Source organism: Cellulosilyticum sp. ST5 (assembly GCF_046529625.1).
GTDB classification, from domain to species: Bacteria; Bacillota; Clostridia; order Lachnospirales; family Cellulosilyticaceae; genus Cellulosilyticum; species Cellulosilyticum lentocellum.
On record NZ_CP132338.1, the window covers coordinates 1,832,396 to 1,849,558 of the forward strand.

Below are 17,163 nucleotides of genomic sequence, written 5' to 3' on the forward strand. Positions count from 1 at the left end.
AAAGTTATCCGCTTAATTTCTATCTCTATTTTAAATTTTAACCATTTTTTATTTCACTTTAAAACCTTCTCCAACAACCTCATGTAAATTTTGTACTGTCATAAAAGCTAAAGGATCAATTTTAATTAATTTCCTTTTTAAATCAATAAATTCTTTACGGTCGATAACAGTTGTAATGACTTGCTTAGGATTTTTACTATATGCTCCTTCTGCTGTATAGATAGTTGCACCCCGCTCTAGTGTTTCTAAAATATACGTATTAATCGGTTGCACTTTATCTGAAGATGAGGGAATAATCATGACATAGCGCTGAACATTAAACCCAGAAATTAAATAATCTATTAAGTTAGTCGTAATTAAAACCCCTAATGCCGCATAAAGTCCTTTTTCAAGCCCAAATATGCCCATAGCTAAAAGAACAACAATCATGTCAGCTATCATTAAGGAGGTTCCAATATTAAGGTGTGTATATTGGGTAATCATTTTTGCTATAATATCTGTTCCACCAGAAGATGCTTCTAAATTAAACACTAATGCTTGACCTATAGCAATAAATAACGCTCCAAAAATAAGTAAGATTAGTAAATCGTCACTAATAGGCTGCCAATTAGGCCAAATGAATTCTAACCCTGTCATTAATACTGATACAGACAAACTACACATTAAGCTTCTTAATCCAAAGCTTTTTCCTAACATGATAAACCCAATCATAAACATCAAGCAATCTAAAATAAAAATAAGAATACCAATGGGTACAATCGGGAAGAGCGCCTTTAGAACAATTGCTAGACCACTTACGCCTCCAGCTGCTAAATTTGATGGTGCCCAGAAAAAATAAAGTCCTATGGCTATAAGTAATGCTCCTATAATAATTCCTATATATTCTTTTACTAGTTGTTTCATTACCTCAGCTCCTCAGCTTTTGAATGGATAAGAGCTTCTTTTTCAGCTCTACTCATTTGTTTAATCATATATTCTCTTTTCAAAGCTTCCGCTTTAGTCGCAAAGCTTTCTTCATAAACCAAAGTAACAGGTGTACGTCCTCTCGTATATTTTGCACCCTTTTTATCATTATGTATACGCACTCTTTTTTCTATATCATTAGTGTATCCCGTATAATAGGTACCATCTTTACATTTCAAAATATATATATAATACATAGCATTTCCCTTTTTTATATTTATTATACTATAATAGCAAAAAGGAACTCATAATCAATGGAGTTCCTTTTTTCATCCTTACTTCTTTTCTTTTTTCATATGACTAAGTGTACTAAATAGCTTTGTTACTTTATCTTTATTAACCGCAAATTCTGTAACACCATCTACACGTAAAATATAGTAATTAATATCATAAGGAATAAGCTCAATTTTCTCCTCTTGATTATTTTGTAAAGTACATGTAATTGTAATTTCAGCTTTTCTTTCTTCTTTTTGTTCAATTTCAGGATTTTGAAGTACTGCCTCAATCCATATGCTTGAGCTAATAGTTGAAATAAGCTCTGCAGTTTGCTCCTTATTTAAAGCTATTTCATCTAATTGACTTACTATTTCAGTAGCAACCTGTCCTGCTTCTCCATACTCTAGTGTCAAGTTATAAGTACCTTGTGGATTCTCTAATACAATCTGTTTAATCCCAGATAACGGCAGTTCTAAAACTTCTCTTGAAATCATGTCGAATGGTTTATAGCTAGTCAGTTGCTCTAACGCCTCTTTCTTCATCGTATAAACAACTGACTGGTCATTCATTCTTACATAAACCAGATCACCTTCTGTTTTACCAAAACTTAATTCCCAGCCTTGATTCAGACCTAAAATAAGTTGTGGCTTAGTTAGACCGTAATCTTCCTTCTCTGTAATGGCTCCTGCAAAACTATCTATCTTCATCACTTTAATCGTTTCGAGTAACTGCTCCATTACTTCTGTTTGAATAAAGTGACTTCCTTTATAGTAGTCCATTAAAGACCATTTATCAACACCTAAATCCTGTAGCTTCTTAAGGCTTAAAGTATATTCTTCATTATGTGTCAGTTTGATTTGCTCTATGTTTTCTAATTCAGGTATTTTTAAATTGCCTACTACAAAAGTATTCGGATTTCTTAAAAGCTGTTGTCCATCATGATAAGCCACTGCATATACGCCTTCCATGCGATCAGTTGTCATATAAAAGAGTTGTTTGTCTTCTGTTATCTTTCCTACTTTAAATGTTTGACTACGATTCATTTCATCATAAAGTGTAATGATAAGAGACTTATCATCTATACCATATTGGGCCTCATCTTCTACTTTATAAATAGCTTCTTTACTTTCTATTTTTCTTATCGCCACTAACCACTCATGTACTGCTTGCCAATCATACGTCAAGTCCATATGTTCTGGATTCTCCCAGTTTTGATGTTCTTTTTCTAAAATAGTCGTTTCATCCCTTTTTATTTCAATACGCACTACATTACCCTCTAGAGTACATAATTTCTGTGCTACTTCTTCTTTCCCTATGGCTTGTCCCATTGTCATTTTACTTTGAGTACTGTAATATATCATTCCTGCTCCACCTAAAATGATACCTAATAATAGGACTATGCCCATCTTCTTTTTCATTCTTGTTCCTCCTGTTTTTAGAACCTCATGATGATTTTCCATTTGATTAGTCTTATTTATATTTTTATATTAATAACTTCTCATTCTTTTTATTCTGCTATATAATAAATATAAAGAAGTCGTTAAGAAAGTTATTAAAAGGGGGAATGTTTATGTATATTTATTCTAAAACACTACCTACCTATAACATCTACTCTAATTTTTTAACCCATAGTTACTTTAATGTCTTAGAAAAATGGAGTTTCTATGAGCAGCGAGGTTGCAAAATCCATTCAACCTCTTATAATGAACTCATTAAGTCCATTCAATCTTTTATCTTTATTCTAGAAAGTTCTAGACATTCATCTTCTTATTTACAAGCTTATATCTTTGACTATCTACCAACTATACCTTATACAAATAGGTCAGTTCTTTTTAATGATTTAGCACACTCCTATCCTGAAGCTTTGTCCGTCTTTCATTTACCCAAAACAAAACTCAACTTAAAACTTTTAAAGAAATGTTACTTACATACATTTAATAAGCTTTCTAAAAATGCTAGAACTGACTTAATCCAGGATTGTAATATCATCCTTATTAACCTTTATTATTTTATTCTATATATTCCTTTTAAAAAGCAAAAAAATAGCCCTGCTTTTTTCCTAGCTCCAACAGCAGAAGATTTTATCACACTTGTTTATGATTTTAAAGAACACTGCAGCTAAGAAGCTAAATCTTACTAGTAATCAGATTTATTTTCGTCATATTAGTTTATCATTATTGAAGAGATTTTGCAAATAGCACCATAGCACACTATAACGATATACAATTTTTCTGTTTTTAAGTTATTATTTGCTCTATTTTCTTACTTTTCTTATCTATTTGGTCGATATAAAATTAAAAGTAACAGACAAGGGGGCTTACGTTATGCAAAAAATTATTGTGCCTATTTCAAAATGTATTCCAGGTATGATTACTTCAGGACCTATTATTGATTTAAAAACTGGTACTACTATTGTAGGTCAAAATCAAGAACTCACACCGGAGCATATTAAAAATATCCAAAACTTTGTTCATACAGATATATGGGTTTATTTAGATTCTTTCAATAAAGTATGGAATCTTCCTGTAGAAACAATTGAAAACTATAAAAAGTATAGTTCTGCCTTAATGGCTGTTGTTAATCAAATGGATCAAAAAGATACAAGCTTATTGGATATTAGTGACTTTGAAGCGTTATGTCAAGATTTACCCACCGACTTTACTGCTAATTATAGTCTCTTAGGTTGTACTAACCTTATTGAACAATTAGACTGTAATACCTATAATCATAGCTTAAATGTAGCTTTTATCTCTATGCTTATTTGCCGTTGGTGTAACTTAGATAATCATCTTATAGCCTCTGCCATTAAAGCCGGTTTATTACACGATATCGGTCTGCTTAACCTTTCATTTGATCCTTTTGATCCTTCTTTTACCAGAAATGCTGATGAGCAAGCTGAATATGAAAAGCATCCTATTTATAGTTATAACCTTGTAAGTAAACTCAAGGATTTAGATCCTATTATCCCAAAAGCCATTTTAGCTCATCATGAACATTGTGATGGCAGTGGTTTCCCAGTTCATATTTCCTCACCTTATATTAATTTATTAGGTAAGATATTGGGGCTTGCTGATACCTATGACTTACTCCGTCACAAACATCATATATTTGATACACTTAAAATCCTATTATTAGATCTACTTCCTCAATTTGATCCTAAACTTCTTTTAACTTTCTGTACTAATATAGCTACCTATTATGTTGGTACCTTTGTTATCTTGAATACAGGAGAAATTGGAGAAGTTGTTTTTGTTAATCCACAATGCCTTTACCGTCCTATTATTAAAATTAATGATCGTTTTATTAATTTATATGAACATAATGAAATTGATATTATCGCTATAAAATAAATAAGACGACCTACTCTTTACAGTAAAATATAGCTGTATTATTAAGAAGAAGGGGATGTAAAAAAACTCCCCTAACGAAAAAATCGCTGAGGTCGTAAGACTTCAGCGATTTTTTTGGTATAATTTATTTATGCTACTAAACAAAAATACCAATGATAATTTTACACCAAGACAGCTAAAATTACCATTGGATATCGAAAAAATAATTGATATTTCAGATCCAGTATATACTTTATGCGAAGTAATGGATCACATTGACCTAACACGATATTTTGTAGAGAAGGACTGCAAAATAGGTCGTCCAAGATGTGATTCAGATAAAATGCTTAAGATTATACTTTTCACTTTTATGGAGCATGGCATTAGTTCTTTAAGAAATATTGAAAAACTCTGCCGTACAGACATCAGATATATGTATCTTCTTGACGGAATGAAAGCTCCATCTTTTGCTACTTTCGGCAACTTTATTCGTAATGAATTAACGACTTCAATTGAACAAATCTTCATTGATATCAATTCTTATATTTTTGATCAAGAGCATGTGGATTTACATCACACTTACATCGATGGAACAAAGATCGAAGCTAATGCTAATCGCTATACCTGGGTATGGAAGAAATCTTGCATCAAAAATAGAAACAAAGTGTTCGAAAAGATCTCATTACTCATCGATACAATGAATTCAGAGATTCTTAGTTTTCTTAATGTGAAGTTAGAAAAAAGAGATGAATATGCGATTGATTACGTTGAGGCATTGCTTGAAAGTTATCAGAAGGCAATAAATCTAGAGGTTTCAAAATTTGTTTCCGGAGCTGGGCATAAGAAAAGTATCCATCAAAAACAGTATCAGGAAATGCAGGGGTATCTAGAACGCCTCAAGAAATATGCAAAGCACATCGAAGTATGTGGAGAGCGAAGAAATAGTTATTCAAAAACTGATTACGATGCAACTTTTATGAGAATCAAACGTGATTATATGGGAAATGACCAGCTCCTTCCTGCTTACAATATGCAGGCTGCCATATGTGATGAATATATAGCTGTAATAGACGCAAAACCTTATGCTTCAGACATGGAATGTTTTCAACCCTTAATGGAAAAGTTTAATGCTACTTATGGTCATTATCCAACGTATCCTGTTGCTGACGCAGGATATGGTTCTTATAACAATTATCTTTATTGTGAGGAACATGGCATGGAAAAATATATGAAATTTACTATGTTTGAGAGGGAAACTAAGAATCAAAAATATCATTATGATCCATATCGTGCAGTAAATTTCAAAAGAGATGAACACGGAAACCTGATCTGTCCTAATAATAAAAAGTTTATATATAAATGTGATAGGCATATATATAAAAATCAATATGGTAGAACAGAAGAAATATATGAATGTGAAGACTGTGCAGGATGTCTATATCGTAGTGAATGTTGCAAAAGAGCACATGGAAATAGAACAATACGCCTTAATCGAGAATTAACAGAAATACATAAGGAAGTAATAAATAATCTAGAATCAATTCATGGTGCCTTATTGTGTATGAACAGAAGTATTCAATCAGAGGGGACATTTGGGATAATTAAGTGGGATAGATCTTATAAAAGATTATTTCGGCGAGGTGAAAAAGCTGTCATTTTAGAATTCACGTTAATTTCTTGTGGATACAACCTCTATAAGTATCATAACAAGAAACATCGGACATCCATAGCTGCATAAAAAACGGATATAATATCATCATTTAAAGCCTATAAAACCATAGGCTTAATAAGTGACTTCTAATTTTGTGATAATGACAATAAATCTATAAAAAAACAAGGAGCAGGTCGCTACAGGCGACCTGCTCCTTGTTTCGAGGCTGTTTTTTTACAGCCCCTTCTTCTCATTTAGCTTGAAAAAGTAACTTATGTCATATAGAATGATAACTAATTATACTATGATATATATTTTAAGCCAAAGGATGTGACTCTCTTTGAAACATAAGCCACATGTAACTATTATTTGTGTTAGTTTTTTATTTTTATTTGGATTTATAAGTTTAAGTATCTTGCAAAATCAATCAACTAAGCATGAACAAGCAGTACCTTTAACTTATAACTGGTACTATAGTTTAAATGGAAAGTCTCCTGTTTCTCTTTCCATCCCTACTCACGTTGATTGTTATTATCATAAAGGCGATACAGTAGATCTCTATACTACTTTACCTACTACTTCCATAAAGCAACCTTACCTTCGTACTAAAATCTTTTTACAGCATGTAAAAATTTTTCTAGATGATGAACTTCTTTATACGTATGACGGTAATATTAATACAAGCGGTAATCTAGAAGTAGGTAGTGGACTTCTCGTATTTCCTCTGCCAAAGGATTATGCTTATAAAACCTTACATATTCAATATATTCATAGTTTTGACCGTATCACTAATTATATCTTTCCAATTACTTTAACTGAAAAAAATCTAACGGAGACGCTCCTCTTTGACTCTGCTGAAACTATTTATTTAAATAGTTGGTTTTTACTTACAGGTATAGTCTGTTTATTGGTTAGTCTTTACTTGAAATTCCAAAAACAACCTTATTTAAGCTTTTTATTTTTAGGTATATTTGCCATTATTTATTCTATTTGGTTACTATGTAACACTAAGTGCTTGCAATTATTTACACAGAATCTAGCTTTTATTCATCATTTAGAATATCTTTGCTTTTATGCTATTGCTATTCCTCTTTGGTTATTCTTCTATCAAATTGTATCTAAGCATTCTTTAAAACTCTATTGCTTTATAAGTGTCTTACCTGCTATTGTTTTTTACATTATCGCTATTATTTTGCAGTATATGGATAAAGCTAACTTTTTTGAATTGTTACCAGCTTATCATCTTCTTCTTGGTGGTAACTTGTTATTAATGATTATATTCATCGCCTTATTGATTTATAAGAAGCACCCCTTAAGTCAGGGATTACTCGTAGGTATTCTTTGCTTAATCTTATCTGGTATATTAGAGATTGTTAAATTTTATGCTACCAATATTAAAGTTACTTCCTTTATCAATTATGGCATTATCCTATTCTTTTTCAATCTTATTTATGCTTTATATCGTCCCAAAAATTTGACAAAAAGCAAAACTACTCATTTTTAAAAGCACTATAAGTAGGTTCTTTATAAGCCACCTACTTATAGTGCTTTTCATATTAATCAAACTTCTATTATATCTAAGTATTTGTTAAGCAGTTCTTTAGATTCACACCTTTTACCTGAGTAATAAAAGGTTACTTCAGGTTCTTTCCTAATATGCATTATTTTTTCACTATCTATTAACTCTTTTAAATGACGTATAGTACCTTCATTCCCATCATATACAGTAATATGTGGTGGTAAACATTCTTTTAATATTTTCTTGAAATAAACGAAATGAGTACATCCTAGTACAATTGCCACAATCTCTTCTAACGGATAGTCCTTTAATTTTTCTTTAAAATAAGCTTTGATTTGTGCTTCGTCAAACATAAAGGCTTCTGCAAAAGTAACTAGTTCCGGTAAAGCCAATGTGCAGACACGTTCTTCTTCTCCTAAACGATTTACCAAATTCTTAAACTTCTCTTCTTTTAAAGTAAGAGAAGTAGCTGTTACTAACACCTTCCCATCTGAGTGATGATTGAATGCTAACTTCACAGCTGGCTCCATCCCAATAATAGGAACAGGATATCGACTTCGTAAAGTTTTTACTGCAATACTTGTCGCTGTATTACATGCAATAACAATGGCATCTACCTGTTGACTTATTAAAAAGGCTACGACATCATTTACATAGCCTAAAACTTCTTCTTTAGTTTTTGTACCATAAGGTACATGATTATTATCTGAGTAATAAATATAATCTACTTGTGGTAGGAGCTTTAGGGCTGTCTTTAGAACTGTAATGCCACCTACTCCTGAGTCAAATATTCCAACCTTCATCCTTATCACACTTCCATCTCTTGTAGTATCTTTTCTATTTTAATCGATTTGTTAATTGTTGTTAATACTTTCCTCTCCATGAATCTATAAAAAATATAAGATTGATTCTAAAATTTGTCAAGGAATTAGAGCATCTACTATAATTTTTAACTATTAAAAATATAAAATAATATTAAAATAATAAAATTAAATAGTATCAGATTCGTTTTACTTATTCACAATAATATAATATAATATTCTTACAACTTATTTGTAAGGAGGATGTTACATGTCAACTATTTACCTATATGCTCTAGGCTTCGGTCTAATATGCTTATTCATTAGTTTCATCTTAGATGGACTAAGTGATTTGTTTCAAGGGCTTAGTTATTTTGACTTAAGTTTTGATGCACTTCCTGGCATTTTACCTATCACCCCCTTAGAAATTTGTGCCTTTTTAGTAGGCTTCGGCGGCATGGGGTATACGCTCTTTGACAAAACTTCTTTTCATCTAATTGGTGCCATTTTAACTGGCTGTTTGCTTTGTTATTTAACCAAAACACTTATCGCTCATCTTAAAAAAGTAGATAGTGATGCTTTAACTGATGCTGATTTAATTGGCATGGAAGGTAAGGTTATTGTTACTATTTTTGAAGGAGGCACTGGAAGTGTGGCTTTAAATACGAAACACGGTAAAATCTCCTATTCCGCACAAAGTGCAACGCCTATTCAAGAAGGTACTATTGTTAAAGTATTAGACATTAAGAATCATATTCTAATTGTTTCTGATTCACCTACGTATTTTTTATCTAATGAACTCATGAAATAAGCTTTTATTAAATATTAATTTTTCACTAATTTTCTTTACACTTGTATATCTTAAAGTATACTTTAGATATATACATATTATGAAAGGGTGAGGCTATGCCAGAAGTTTTTTCATCATTACCAGTAGGTATTATTGGTATTATTATCGCTATTATTTTAATCGTTGCTATTATCTTGAGTATGTGGAAAAAAATCCCACAAGATAAAGCAGCCGTCGTTACCGGTCTTAAGAAACGTGTCATCACCGGTGGTGGTGGTATTGTTATTCCTCTTTTTGAGCGAATGGATACCATTTCTTTAGAAAGTATGAAATTAGATGTTAAGACCAACGGTGCTATGACTAGTCAAGGGGTACCAATTAACACAGATGGTGTTGCTGTTATCAAAGTTCGCAATGATAGAAATTCTATTTTAGCAGCTATTGAGCAGTTTAATGCTGCCAAGGAAGCTCAAACCGTTCAAACCATTAGTGATGTTTCCAGAGAAGTGCTAGAAGGTAAATTACGTGAAATTATTTCTAAACTTACAGTAGAAGAAATTTATAATGATCGTGAAAGCTTTGGTTCTAAGGTTCATGAAGTAGCTGGTACTGACCTTGCTGAAATGGGACTTGAAATCAAAACTTTAACCATCAAAGATATCTCTGATAACAACGGTTACTTAAAGGCTATGGGGGAAGCGCGTATTGCAGAGGTTAAGAAAAATGCACAAATTGCTGTAGCAGAAGCTAATAAAGAAACACAAATCAAAACTTCTGAGGCACAACGTCTTGGAGAAACAGCTTCTATCGAGGCACAAACTGCTATTGCTGAAGCTAACAAAATAAAGAATATTAAACAACTTAACTTTGAAAAGGAACAATTTACAGCTAAAGCCGAATCAGATGCAGCTTATAATATTCAACAAAATATTACTCAAAAAACCATTACTGATACGCAGATGGATGCTGAAGTTTTAAAACAACAACGTTTAAGAGATGTAGAAGCAGAAAAAATTCAAATTTCTATTGTAGCTGAACAAAAAAATATAGAACTAGCTGAGAAAAAAGCTGCACGTAAGGAAAAAGAATTACTTGAAACTATCGTCAAACCTGCAGAAGCTCATAAAGCTAAAGAACAATTAGATGCTGAAGCTTTAAAATACAAAGAAATTGCAGATGCTCAGGCTCGCGCTGAAGCAGTTCGTTTAAGCGCTTTAGCTGAAGCTGAAAAGACCAAAATCCAAGGTCTGGCTGAAGCAGAAGTTATTAGACAAAAAGGTCTGGCTGAAGCTGAAGCTATTAAAATGCAAGGTCTTGCCGAAGCTGAAGCTATGGAAAAGAAAGCTGAAGCTTATGCTAAATACACTGATGCTGGTAAAATGGAAATGCTGGTTCAAGTGCTTCCTGATATTGCTAAGAGTGTGGCTGAACCAATGTCACGTATTGAAAAAATTATTGTTATGGATGGTGGCGGTGACAGTCAAGGTGCCACTAATGTAGCCAGAACAGTGGCTAGTACTATGGCTACTGTTATGGAATCTGTAAAAGAAATGACTGGTTTTGACTTAACAGATGCCATGAAGGCACACACTTATGATGCTGTTGTTAATAAAAATGTTAATTTAGATATGAAACATGTAGGCGGTCCTTTCCTTGAATCCCCTACGCCAACTACCTCTAAGGTAGAATAAAATAATCTTTATAACATCATTAAAGGGTATCGTGAATCAATTACTTGATTCACGATACCCTTTAATACTAATTAAATTAAGTCTTCATTAATAACAATATGGGTTGACTCTTTCCACTCTTTTATTTTTGCCTCTACTGCTTCATTTTGTTTTTGTATTAAAAGTTGTTCCTTAATTTCATCTTTCACCTCATCATAAGACTTTATTTGGTCTTCTTTATTGACATCGGTTACTTTAATCAAATGCCAACCATGTTGAGTTTTAACTGGTTCGGATACTTCTCCTTCTTCAAGCTGTTTTGCACCCTCTAAGAAATCTGCATCATAATTAGTGCTGTTATAAGGAATATATTCTAGCAAGCCTCCTTGACTTTTAGTATCGTCTGTACCATATTCTTCTGCTAAATCTTCAAAGCTTGTTCCTTTGTCATACTTAGCTTTGATTTCTTTTGCTTCTTCTTCTGTAGCTACTAAAATATGAGACATAGTCGCTCCTGCTTCTGTTTTGAAACTATCAATATTACCATCATAGTAAGTTTTTATTTCTTTATCACTTACAGTAATATCTTTTGTACAAGCCGTAACGACTTGGTTAACAATCAAATCTTCTTTGAGCATCTGTTTAAGTTCTTCTAAAGACATACCACTTGTTGTGAGTGCTTCCTCAAAAGCTGCTTCTGTATCATAATCTGATTTAAGTAGTTCTAACTCTTCATCTACATCATCTGCTGTAACATTAACATCATATTCTTGGGCTTTACTAATAATAAGCTGTATTTCAACTAAATAATCTACCATTAAACGTTTTTGTTCATTATAATAAGTCATAGCCTCTTCATTTGACTCATAATCTTCACCATATTGCCATTGCATCAAGCTATCAAGATAAACTAGTTGTTGATCTAGGGCTTTTTTAGTAACCTTCCCATCACCAACTGTAGCAATGACAACATCTTCTGTTTTATTATTGGTTTGAGAATTGTCTGCTGCTTTACTGCAACCTACTACTCCAAAACCTAAAAGCCCTACCATTAATAATACCATTCCCTTTTTTAGTAACTTCATTGACGTCCTCCTATGTCTGATATGCTTTAATAATAGCTTATCCTTTTTTTGTGACAGTGAGGTGAACATCAGCTGAATATTAAGCAAGCTTGATTTCGAACCAGAATGTACTACCCTCTCCTATATTACTTGTAACACCATAATGAGCTTCATGGGCATCTAATATAGTTTTTACAATAGACAAACCTAGGCCTGTTCCCACCGTTGCTCTTTTATGTGTTTTGTCTACCTTATAATATCTTTCCCAAATATATGGCAAATATTCCTCACTAATACCTTCTCCAGTATCAATAACCTCTATTCTTACTTGGTCATTGGTTACATGCTGTTTAACTATGACATGCTTATCTGACCCTGTATAGTTAATAGCATTATTAATCAGATTATAGATTACTTGTGATAACTTCAGTTCATCTCCATTCACCCATATTTCTTCATCATAGATAAAGTCAATGGTATAACCCTCTTGAGCCGTTAAAGTATTATAACGTAATAATAGTTCATTGATTTGTTTCGTCAAATTAAAAGTAACTTTTTCTAACTGACTGGTTCCTGCTTGAAGTTTAGATAAATCTAACATATCATTGACAAGTTGTGTTAAACGTTTAGCTTCATCTACAATGACTTGTACATTCTCAGGTGTATTTTCTGTAGGTAAATCACGCATCAATTCTGCATAACCCGTTATCAAAGTAAGAGGCGTTCTTAAATCATGAGAAACATTGGCAATCAATTCTCTTCTTAGTTTTTCTGTCTTCGTAAGTTCTACTGAAGCATAACTTAAAGTGCCTGAAAGCTCTGCAATCTCCTTATATCCTTTTTCCTCAAATACAATGGCCTCATCTCCTACCGCTAGTTGCTTTGCCTTTGCATTAATTTGAATAATAGGCCTTGCAACTTTTTTAGCAATCAAAATGGCTAATAAGAACGCAAGAATAAGCATAATTAAACTTACATACACCAGCTGTTTTCTAATAGTACTTACCGTAGCATCTACAGGTGCAATCAAACTATTAATTAAAACAATATATTGATTACCTGTTTGACTATTTAATAGGCGTGTATAAATAACTGAATCGTCCTTATTTCTAAGCCCTGCTGGCACTTGCTCTAATATGTTATTTTTCTTTTCTAGGCTTTTAGCAAATTCACGATAATTGAAATAATAAAGGAGTTGTCCCCCTCTCTTTTCAGCATTAAGTCCTGCTAGATAATATTCAAAATTCGTCATATGGTAAATGCTACTATTGGTTAGTTCATCTCTTTTATACAATACCTCTCCATCAGCATTCGTTAGAACAATACAGAGTTGCTTTCTTATAGCCAAATTATCTAATAATTCCACCAGATAATCCTTATCTATATTCGCTTCAATTTTTTGTCCTACTTCTTTTACTTCATTAATTTTAATTTTCTTATAAAATTCCTCTAGAAAAACAACTTGAAAAAGCCATAACACTACTAGTAACCCTGCTACAAAAGCTACTAAATAACCAAACAGTTGCCATCTAATACTCCATCTATTTTTCCTCAAAGCGATACCCCACTCCTCTTAATGTAACAATAAGACGTGCGTATTCTCCTAAACTTTTACGAAGTAATTTAATATGTGTGTCTAATGTACGATCATCTCCGTAATAATCATAGCCCCATACATTACTAATCAAATTTTCTCTAGATAATGCAATTCCCCTATTTCTTACCATATAGAAGAAAAGCTCATATTCTTTAGGTGTCATCTCTACATTTTTTTCATCAATACTAACAAGACGTGCATCAAAATCTACCTTTAATCCTTGAAAACAAACAACATCCTTACTTGCCGCTTCCTCTTTTACCTTACCTCTTTTTATAATGGCATTAACACGCATCATGAGTTCTTTAGGCGAAAAAGGTTTTACCACATAATCATCTACTCCAATTTCAAACCCATGAATACGGTCATATTCCTCTCCTCTAGCAGAAAGCATTAAAACCGGTGTATCAGTAAATTTTCTAATTTCTCTACATGCTGAAAAGCCATCTAACTCCGGCATCATTACATCCATAATAATTAAATCAAATTGATTCATTTTACACTTTTCTATTGCTTCCATGCCATCTTCTGCTTCTGTCACCTCATGACCTTCAAAAGTAGCATATTTTTTAATGAGTTCTCTAATCATTTTTTCATCATCTACAACTAATAGCTTATACATAACGGCCTCCTTTTTACTTATTTTAGCATAAGGTAGATACAATAAAAAGGCGACTATTGTCACCTTTTTATTGTATCCTTAGGACTATTTTAATGATTTAATTTTCACTTGCTGTTTGTTGTACAGGTTTTAATTCAGACAATTTCAGCTGTACATTAACAAACTTACCATTTCTAGAAATGGTCACTTTAACAATATCACCTACTTTATTACCAGATAAGATATTAGAAATATCACTTGTACTTGAAACCTGTGTATCTTCAATACCTACAATGAAATCCCCTACCTTAAGTCCTGCTGCTGCTGCATTACCACCTTCTGTAAGTTCTGCAACATATACACCTGTTTGATTTAAGTTATATTGCATTGCTGTTTGCCATGAATCTACATCTACTACTTTAACACCTAAAGCTGGACGACCTAATACATAACCATTCTGAACGAGTGAGTCTGCTATTTCTTTTACCTTATTAACAGGAATAGCAAAACCTAATCCTTCTACATCAGAACCTGAAGATTTAGCCACTACTAGTCCTACTAATTGACCTTGACTATTAAATAAACCACCACCAGAGTTACCAGGATTAATAGCTGCGTTGGTTTGTAATAATCTCATACTACGTCCACTAATAGTAATTTCTCTATCTAAGGCACTAATAATACCATTTGTTACCGTACCACCTAATTCTCCTAAAGGATTACCAATAGCTATTGCTGGCTCCCCTACAATAAGTTGATCTGAATCTCCTAACTCAGCAGCTTGAAGTTTTTCATTTTGTGTATCAATTTTAATAACTGCTACATCTGTTTGTGTGTCCGTTCCAATAAGCTTAGCAGTATATTCATTACCATTTGTTAAACGCACAGTAATTTTCTTAGCACCATCAATCACATGATTATTAGTAATAATATATCCATCTTCTGTTAAAACAACGCCACTTCCAGCTCCTTGTGTAACGAACTGGCCAAAGAATTGGTCTGTTGCTACTACTTCTGTTGAAATCTCTACTACTGAATCAGCAGCTTTCTTAGCCACATCAGAAACACTTACCCCAGCACTTGTAACAGAAGTTGGTACAATAGTCGTCTGAGTACCTGCATTTGATTGTTCTTTACTAGCTGCATTAGATGCTTCATATTTTTCCATCCATTGGTATGAAGTATATAAACTACCACCTCCAAAAGAAGCTAGTGCTACTATTGTAGTTAGTAAAATGCCTTTGCCTACTTTATGTTTCTTTTTAGGTTTTTCCTCTTTAGAACTAGGCATTACTGGAATAGCTTCACTTAATGGTACCTCTTCTTTTACTTTCTCACTACTTTCTTTAGTTTCTTCTATTATTTGTTCATTAACTTGTTCTTCATAATCATTGTTCCATTCACTCATTTTTAAAACCTCCTTAGGTCTTGCTTATGTTTTATTTAAGTACATGATAAAGGTCTTAAGTGATAGGTTTTTGAAGATTCACTGAAAAAATATTGAATTTACCGTCTGTTTTTTAATACCCCTTGATAATCAATGAGCTTAGTTAATTCTACAAAAACTAAATCATATAATAAGTTTTCACCTTCTTGTGTTAATCCATACCCTTCTTCTAAAATATACTTTTCTTTATTCACCTTTTTGCTAATTTCCTCGCATAGATCAATCACAATACCACCTTTTGCTAAAGTAACACTCTTAAGTTCATAAATATATTGCTTTAAACGGTTATTAGTACGTCCTTTTTTACCTGGTTTTTCATGAATAAGTGGTGGTGTAATGATAACTGGAATTGGTACACAATTATTTAAACCTGTCCTATTATTATGAGTTACAATTTCCTCTAATAAATCCCTTAAATAAATCTCTAAACGCTCTTTACCTACAAAATCAGTACGCTCAATATCTATATCTTGAGAAGAAAGTCTAATAAAAATAATATTAGGATGATAGTTCAAGACTTTTTCCTTTAAATGTTGTTTTAAATCACCCAATGTGCATTTCTTTAAGCTTATGTCGTAGATACGCCAAGAAATAGCTGGATAATAGGTTGCTAGATACTGTTCCAATCGATCTATGTAAGTTTTAATGCTGGGGGATGTAACTTCTCCATATCCTACAATAGTAGTATTAATCATTTAGCTTCCTCCATTTATTCTGTAATATTTAAATTATAATACAATACTTTATCAAAATAAAGACTAACCATTTCTTCTGATTTCATGATAAAAATAACTGCCATACACTTTAAGTGCATAGCAGTATCATTTTACAGTATATTAGTATGTTCTTACTTTTATATTGAAGTATTACTCTTCTAATAAGATTCTACTTATGTTGTCTATAATAAGTTCTTGATCTGTTATAACATCATAAAACCCTTTTGCTGGATAAAGCCTTTGAATATCTACTGTTCTCATATCACCTATTTGTAACCTCGTTATGTAATGATTCGTAAAATTTTTTACCTCAATATCCATCTGAAATTCTTTATCTGGTGGTAATGAATCTGCTTTAACTGATGTAGTTGGTATAATTACAAATTTAGTTTTAAAATATTTAAAAATATAACACCAATGTCCACCATATAATTCTTTTGGAAATCCTCTCGTTAAATTAAAATAAGCAATTTGATGTACCTTGGGCAATTGCTTTGGTCTATAAAAGGTTGTAGAAGGATCCCCTGTTTGATTTGGTGTTAGTTCGTCATAAAAATACTTGATTTGTCCTACATGATAATTAAGATCTTCTAAAAACCCCCTCTTTTGCTCGTAATTCTTTATGCTATTAAATTCTTCCATAATTCTTAGCATAAACTCCTCATTACTCACAGCCATCCCCCTTCTCGCTTTATATTGCCAATCTTCTATATTTTATCATGATAACTATAAAAATACAAATTTCTTTTAGTTTACTATGTACTGTTATCATATATTCCTTATTTATATCGGTTTAACTA

General features: G+C 32.3%; 16 protein-coding genes. 6 read left to right on the top strand and 10 right to left on the bottom strand.

Annotated features, from left to right (window positions below; all coding sequences use genetic code 11):
* Nucleotides 1-48: 48 nt before the first annotated feature.
* The 3 genes from QTL86_RS08910 to QTL86_RS08920 all read right to left on the bottom strand — a co-directional run bounded on the left by QTL86_RS08910 (nucleotide 49) and on the right by QTL86_RS08920 (nucleotide 2,597).
* Nucleotides 49-903, bottom strand: a complete 855-nt coding sequence (locus tag QTL86_RS08910) for a YitT family protein (RefSeq protein WP_127066321.1) — start codon at nucleotides 901-903, stop codon at nucleotides 49-51.
* Complete coding sequence (locus QTL86_RS08915; RefSeq protein WP_127066320.1) at nucleotides 903-1,160, bottom strand: GIY-YIG nuclease family protein; 258 nt, start codon at nucleotides 1,158-1,160, stop codon at nucleotides 903-905. The genes QTL86_RS08910 and QTL86_RS08915 overlap by 1 nt, the downstream gene beginning before the upstream one ends.
* A 78-nt stretch (nucleotides 1,161-1,238) precedes the next feature.
* The gene (locus tag QTL86_RS08920) at nucleotides 1,239-2,597 is read right to left on the bottom strand and encodes a DUF4340 domain-containing protein (protein ID WP_190283300.1); all 1,359 of its coding nucleotides are present in this window, start codon (nucleotides 2,595-2,597) and stop codon (nucleotides 1,239-1,241) included.
* Between the two features lie 152 nt (nucleotides 2,598-2,749).
* Between QTL86_RS08920 and QTL86_RS08925 the strand changes: the two genes are divergently transcribed.
* The 4 genes from QTL86_RS08925 to QTL86_RS08940 all read left to right on the top strand — a co-directional run bounded on the left by QTL86_RS08925 (nucleotide 2,750) and on the right by QTL86_RS08940 (nucleotide 7,663).
* Nucleotides 2,750-3,301, top strand: coding sequence for a hypothetical protein (locus QTL86_RS08925; RefSeq protein ID WP_127066318.1), 552 nt, complete (start codon nucleotides 2,750-2,752; stop codon nucleotides 3,299-3,301).
* Nucleotides 3,302-3,503: 202 nt separating this feature from the next.
* Nucleotides 3,504-4,529 carry an HD-GYP domain-containing protein gene (locus QTL86_RS08930; RefSeq protein ID WP_127066317.1) on the top strand — a complete coding sequence of 342 codons (1,026 nt, stop codon included), beginning with the start codon at nucleotides 3,504-3,506 and terminating at the stop codon, nucleotides 4,527-4,529.
* A 130-nt stretch (nucleotides 4,530-4,659) separates the two neighbouring features.
* Entirely contained in the window at nucleotides 4,660-6,246 is a 1,587-nt protein-coding gene (locus QTL86_RS08935; RefSeq protein WP_410495382.1) for a transposase, read from the top strand.
* A 253-nt stretch (nucleotides 6,247-6,499) separates the two neighbouring features.
* On the top strand, nucleotides 6,500-7,663 hold the full coding sequence (locus QTL86_RS08940; protein ID WP_127066316.1) for a hypothetical protein: 1,164 nt from the start codon (nucleotides 6,500-6,502) through the stop codon (nucleotides 7,661-7,663).
* Between the two features lie 56 nt (nucleotides 7,664-7,719).
* Here QTL86_RS08940 and murI read toward each other — a convergent pair whose 3' ends face one another.
* Entirely contained in the window at nucleotides 7,720-8,481 is a 762-nt protein-coding gene (gene murI / locus QTL86_RS08945; protein WP_127068046.1) for a glutamate racemase, read from the bottom strand.
* Nucleotides 8,482-8,749: 268 nt separating this feature from the next.
* Here murI and QTL86_RS08950 point away from each other — a divergent pair, with 268 nt between their 5' ends.
* Entirely contained in the window at nucleotides 8,750-9,289 is a 540-nt protein-coding gene (locus QTL86_RS08950) for an NfeD family protein (protein ID WP_127066315.1), read from the top strand.
* 95 nt (nucleotides 9,290-9,384) lie between these two features.
* Nucleotides 9,385-10,959, top strand: coding sequence for an SPFH domain-containing protein (locus tag QTL86_RS08955; RefSeq protein ID WP_127066314.1), 1,575 nt, complete (start codon nucleotides 9,385-9,387; stop codon nucleotides 10,957-10,959).
* 71 nt (nucleotides 10,960-11,030) lie between these two features.
* On the opposite strand, the gene QTL86_RS08960 is transcribed toward QTL86_RS08955, so the two are convergent.
* From QTL86_RS08960 to QTL86_RS08985, 6 genes are all read right to left on the bottom strand, one after another.
* Nucleotides 11,031-12,023: a peptidyl-prolyl cis-trans isomerase gene (locus tag QTL86_RS08960; RefSeq protein ID WP_410496989.1), complete on the bottom strand. Its 993-nt coding sequence runs from the start codon at nucleotides 12,021-12,023 to the stop codon at nucleotides 11,031-11,033.
* A 79-nt stretch (nucleotides 12,024-12,102) separates the two neighbouring features.
* Nucleotides 12,103-13,557 (bottom strand): sensor histidine kinase, encoded by a 1,455-nt coding sequence (locus QTL86_RS08965; RefSeq protein WP_013656695.1) that lies wholly within the window; start codon nucleotides 13,555-13,557, stop codon nucleotides 12,103-12,105.
* The gene (locus QTL86_RS08970; RefSeq protein ID WP_410496990.1) at nucleotides 13,544-14,221 is read right to left on the bottom strand and encodes a response regulator transcription factor; all 678 of its coding nucleotides are present in this window, start codon (nucleotides 14,219-14,221) and stop codon (nucleotides 13,544-13,546) included. Before QTL86_RS08970 ends, QTL86_RS08965 begins: the two co-directional genes overlap by 14 nt.
* A 97-nt stretch (nucleotides 14,222-14,318) precedes the next feature.
* Complete coding sequence (locus QTL86_RS08975; protein WP_410496991.1) at nucleotides 14,319-15,608, bottom strand: S1C family serine protease; 1,290 nt, start codon at nucleotides 15,606-15,608, stop codon at nucleotides 14,319-14,321.
* A 98-nt stretch (nucleotides 15,609-15,706) separates the two neighbouring features.
* Complete coding sequence (locus tag QTL86_RS08980) at nucleotides 15,707-16,342, bottom strand: hypothetical protein (protein WP_410496992.1); 636 nt, start codon at nucleotides 16,340-16,342, stop codon at nucleotides 15,707-15,709.
* 171 nt (nucleotides 16,343-16,513) lie between these two features.
* Nucleotides 16,514-17,035 carry a hypothetical protein gene (locus QTL86_RS08985; protein ID WP_013656691.1) on the bottom strand — a complete coding sequence of 174 codons (522 nt, stop codon included), beginning with the start codon at nucleotides 17,033-17,035 and terminating at the stop codon, nucleotides 16,514-16,516.
* Between the last annotated feature and the right edge of the window lie 128 nt (nucleotides 17,036-17,163).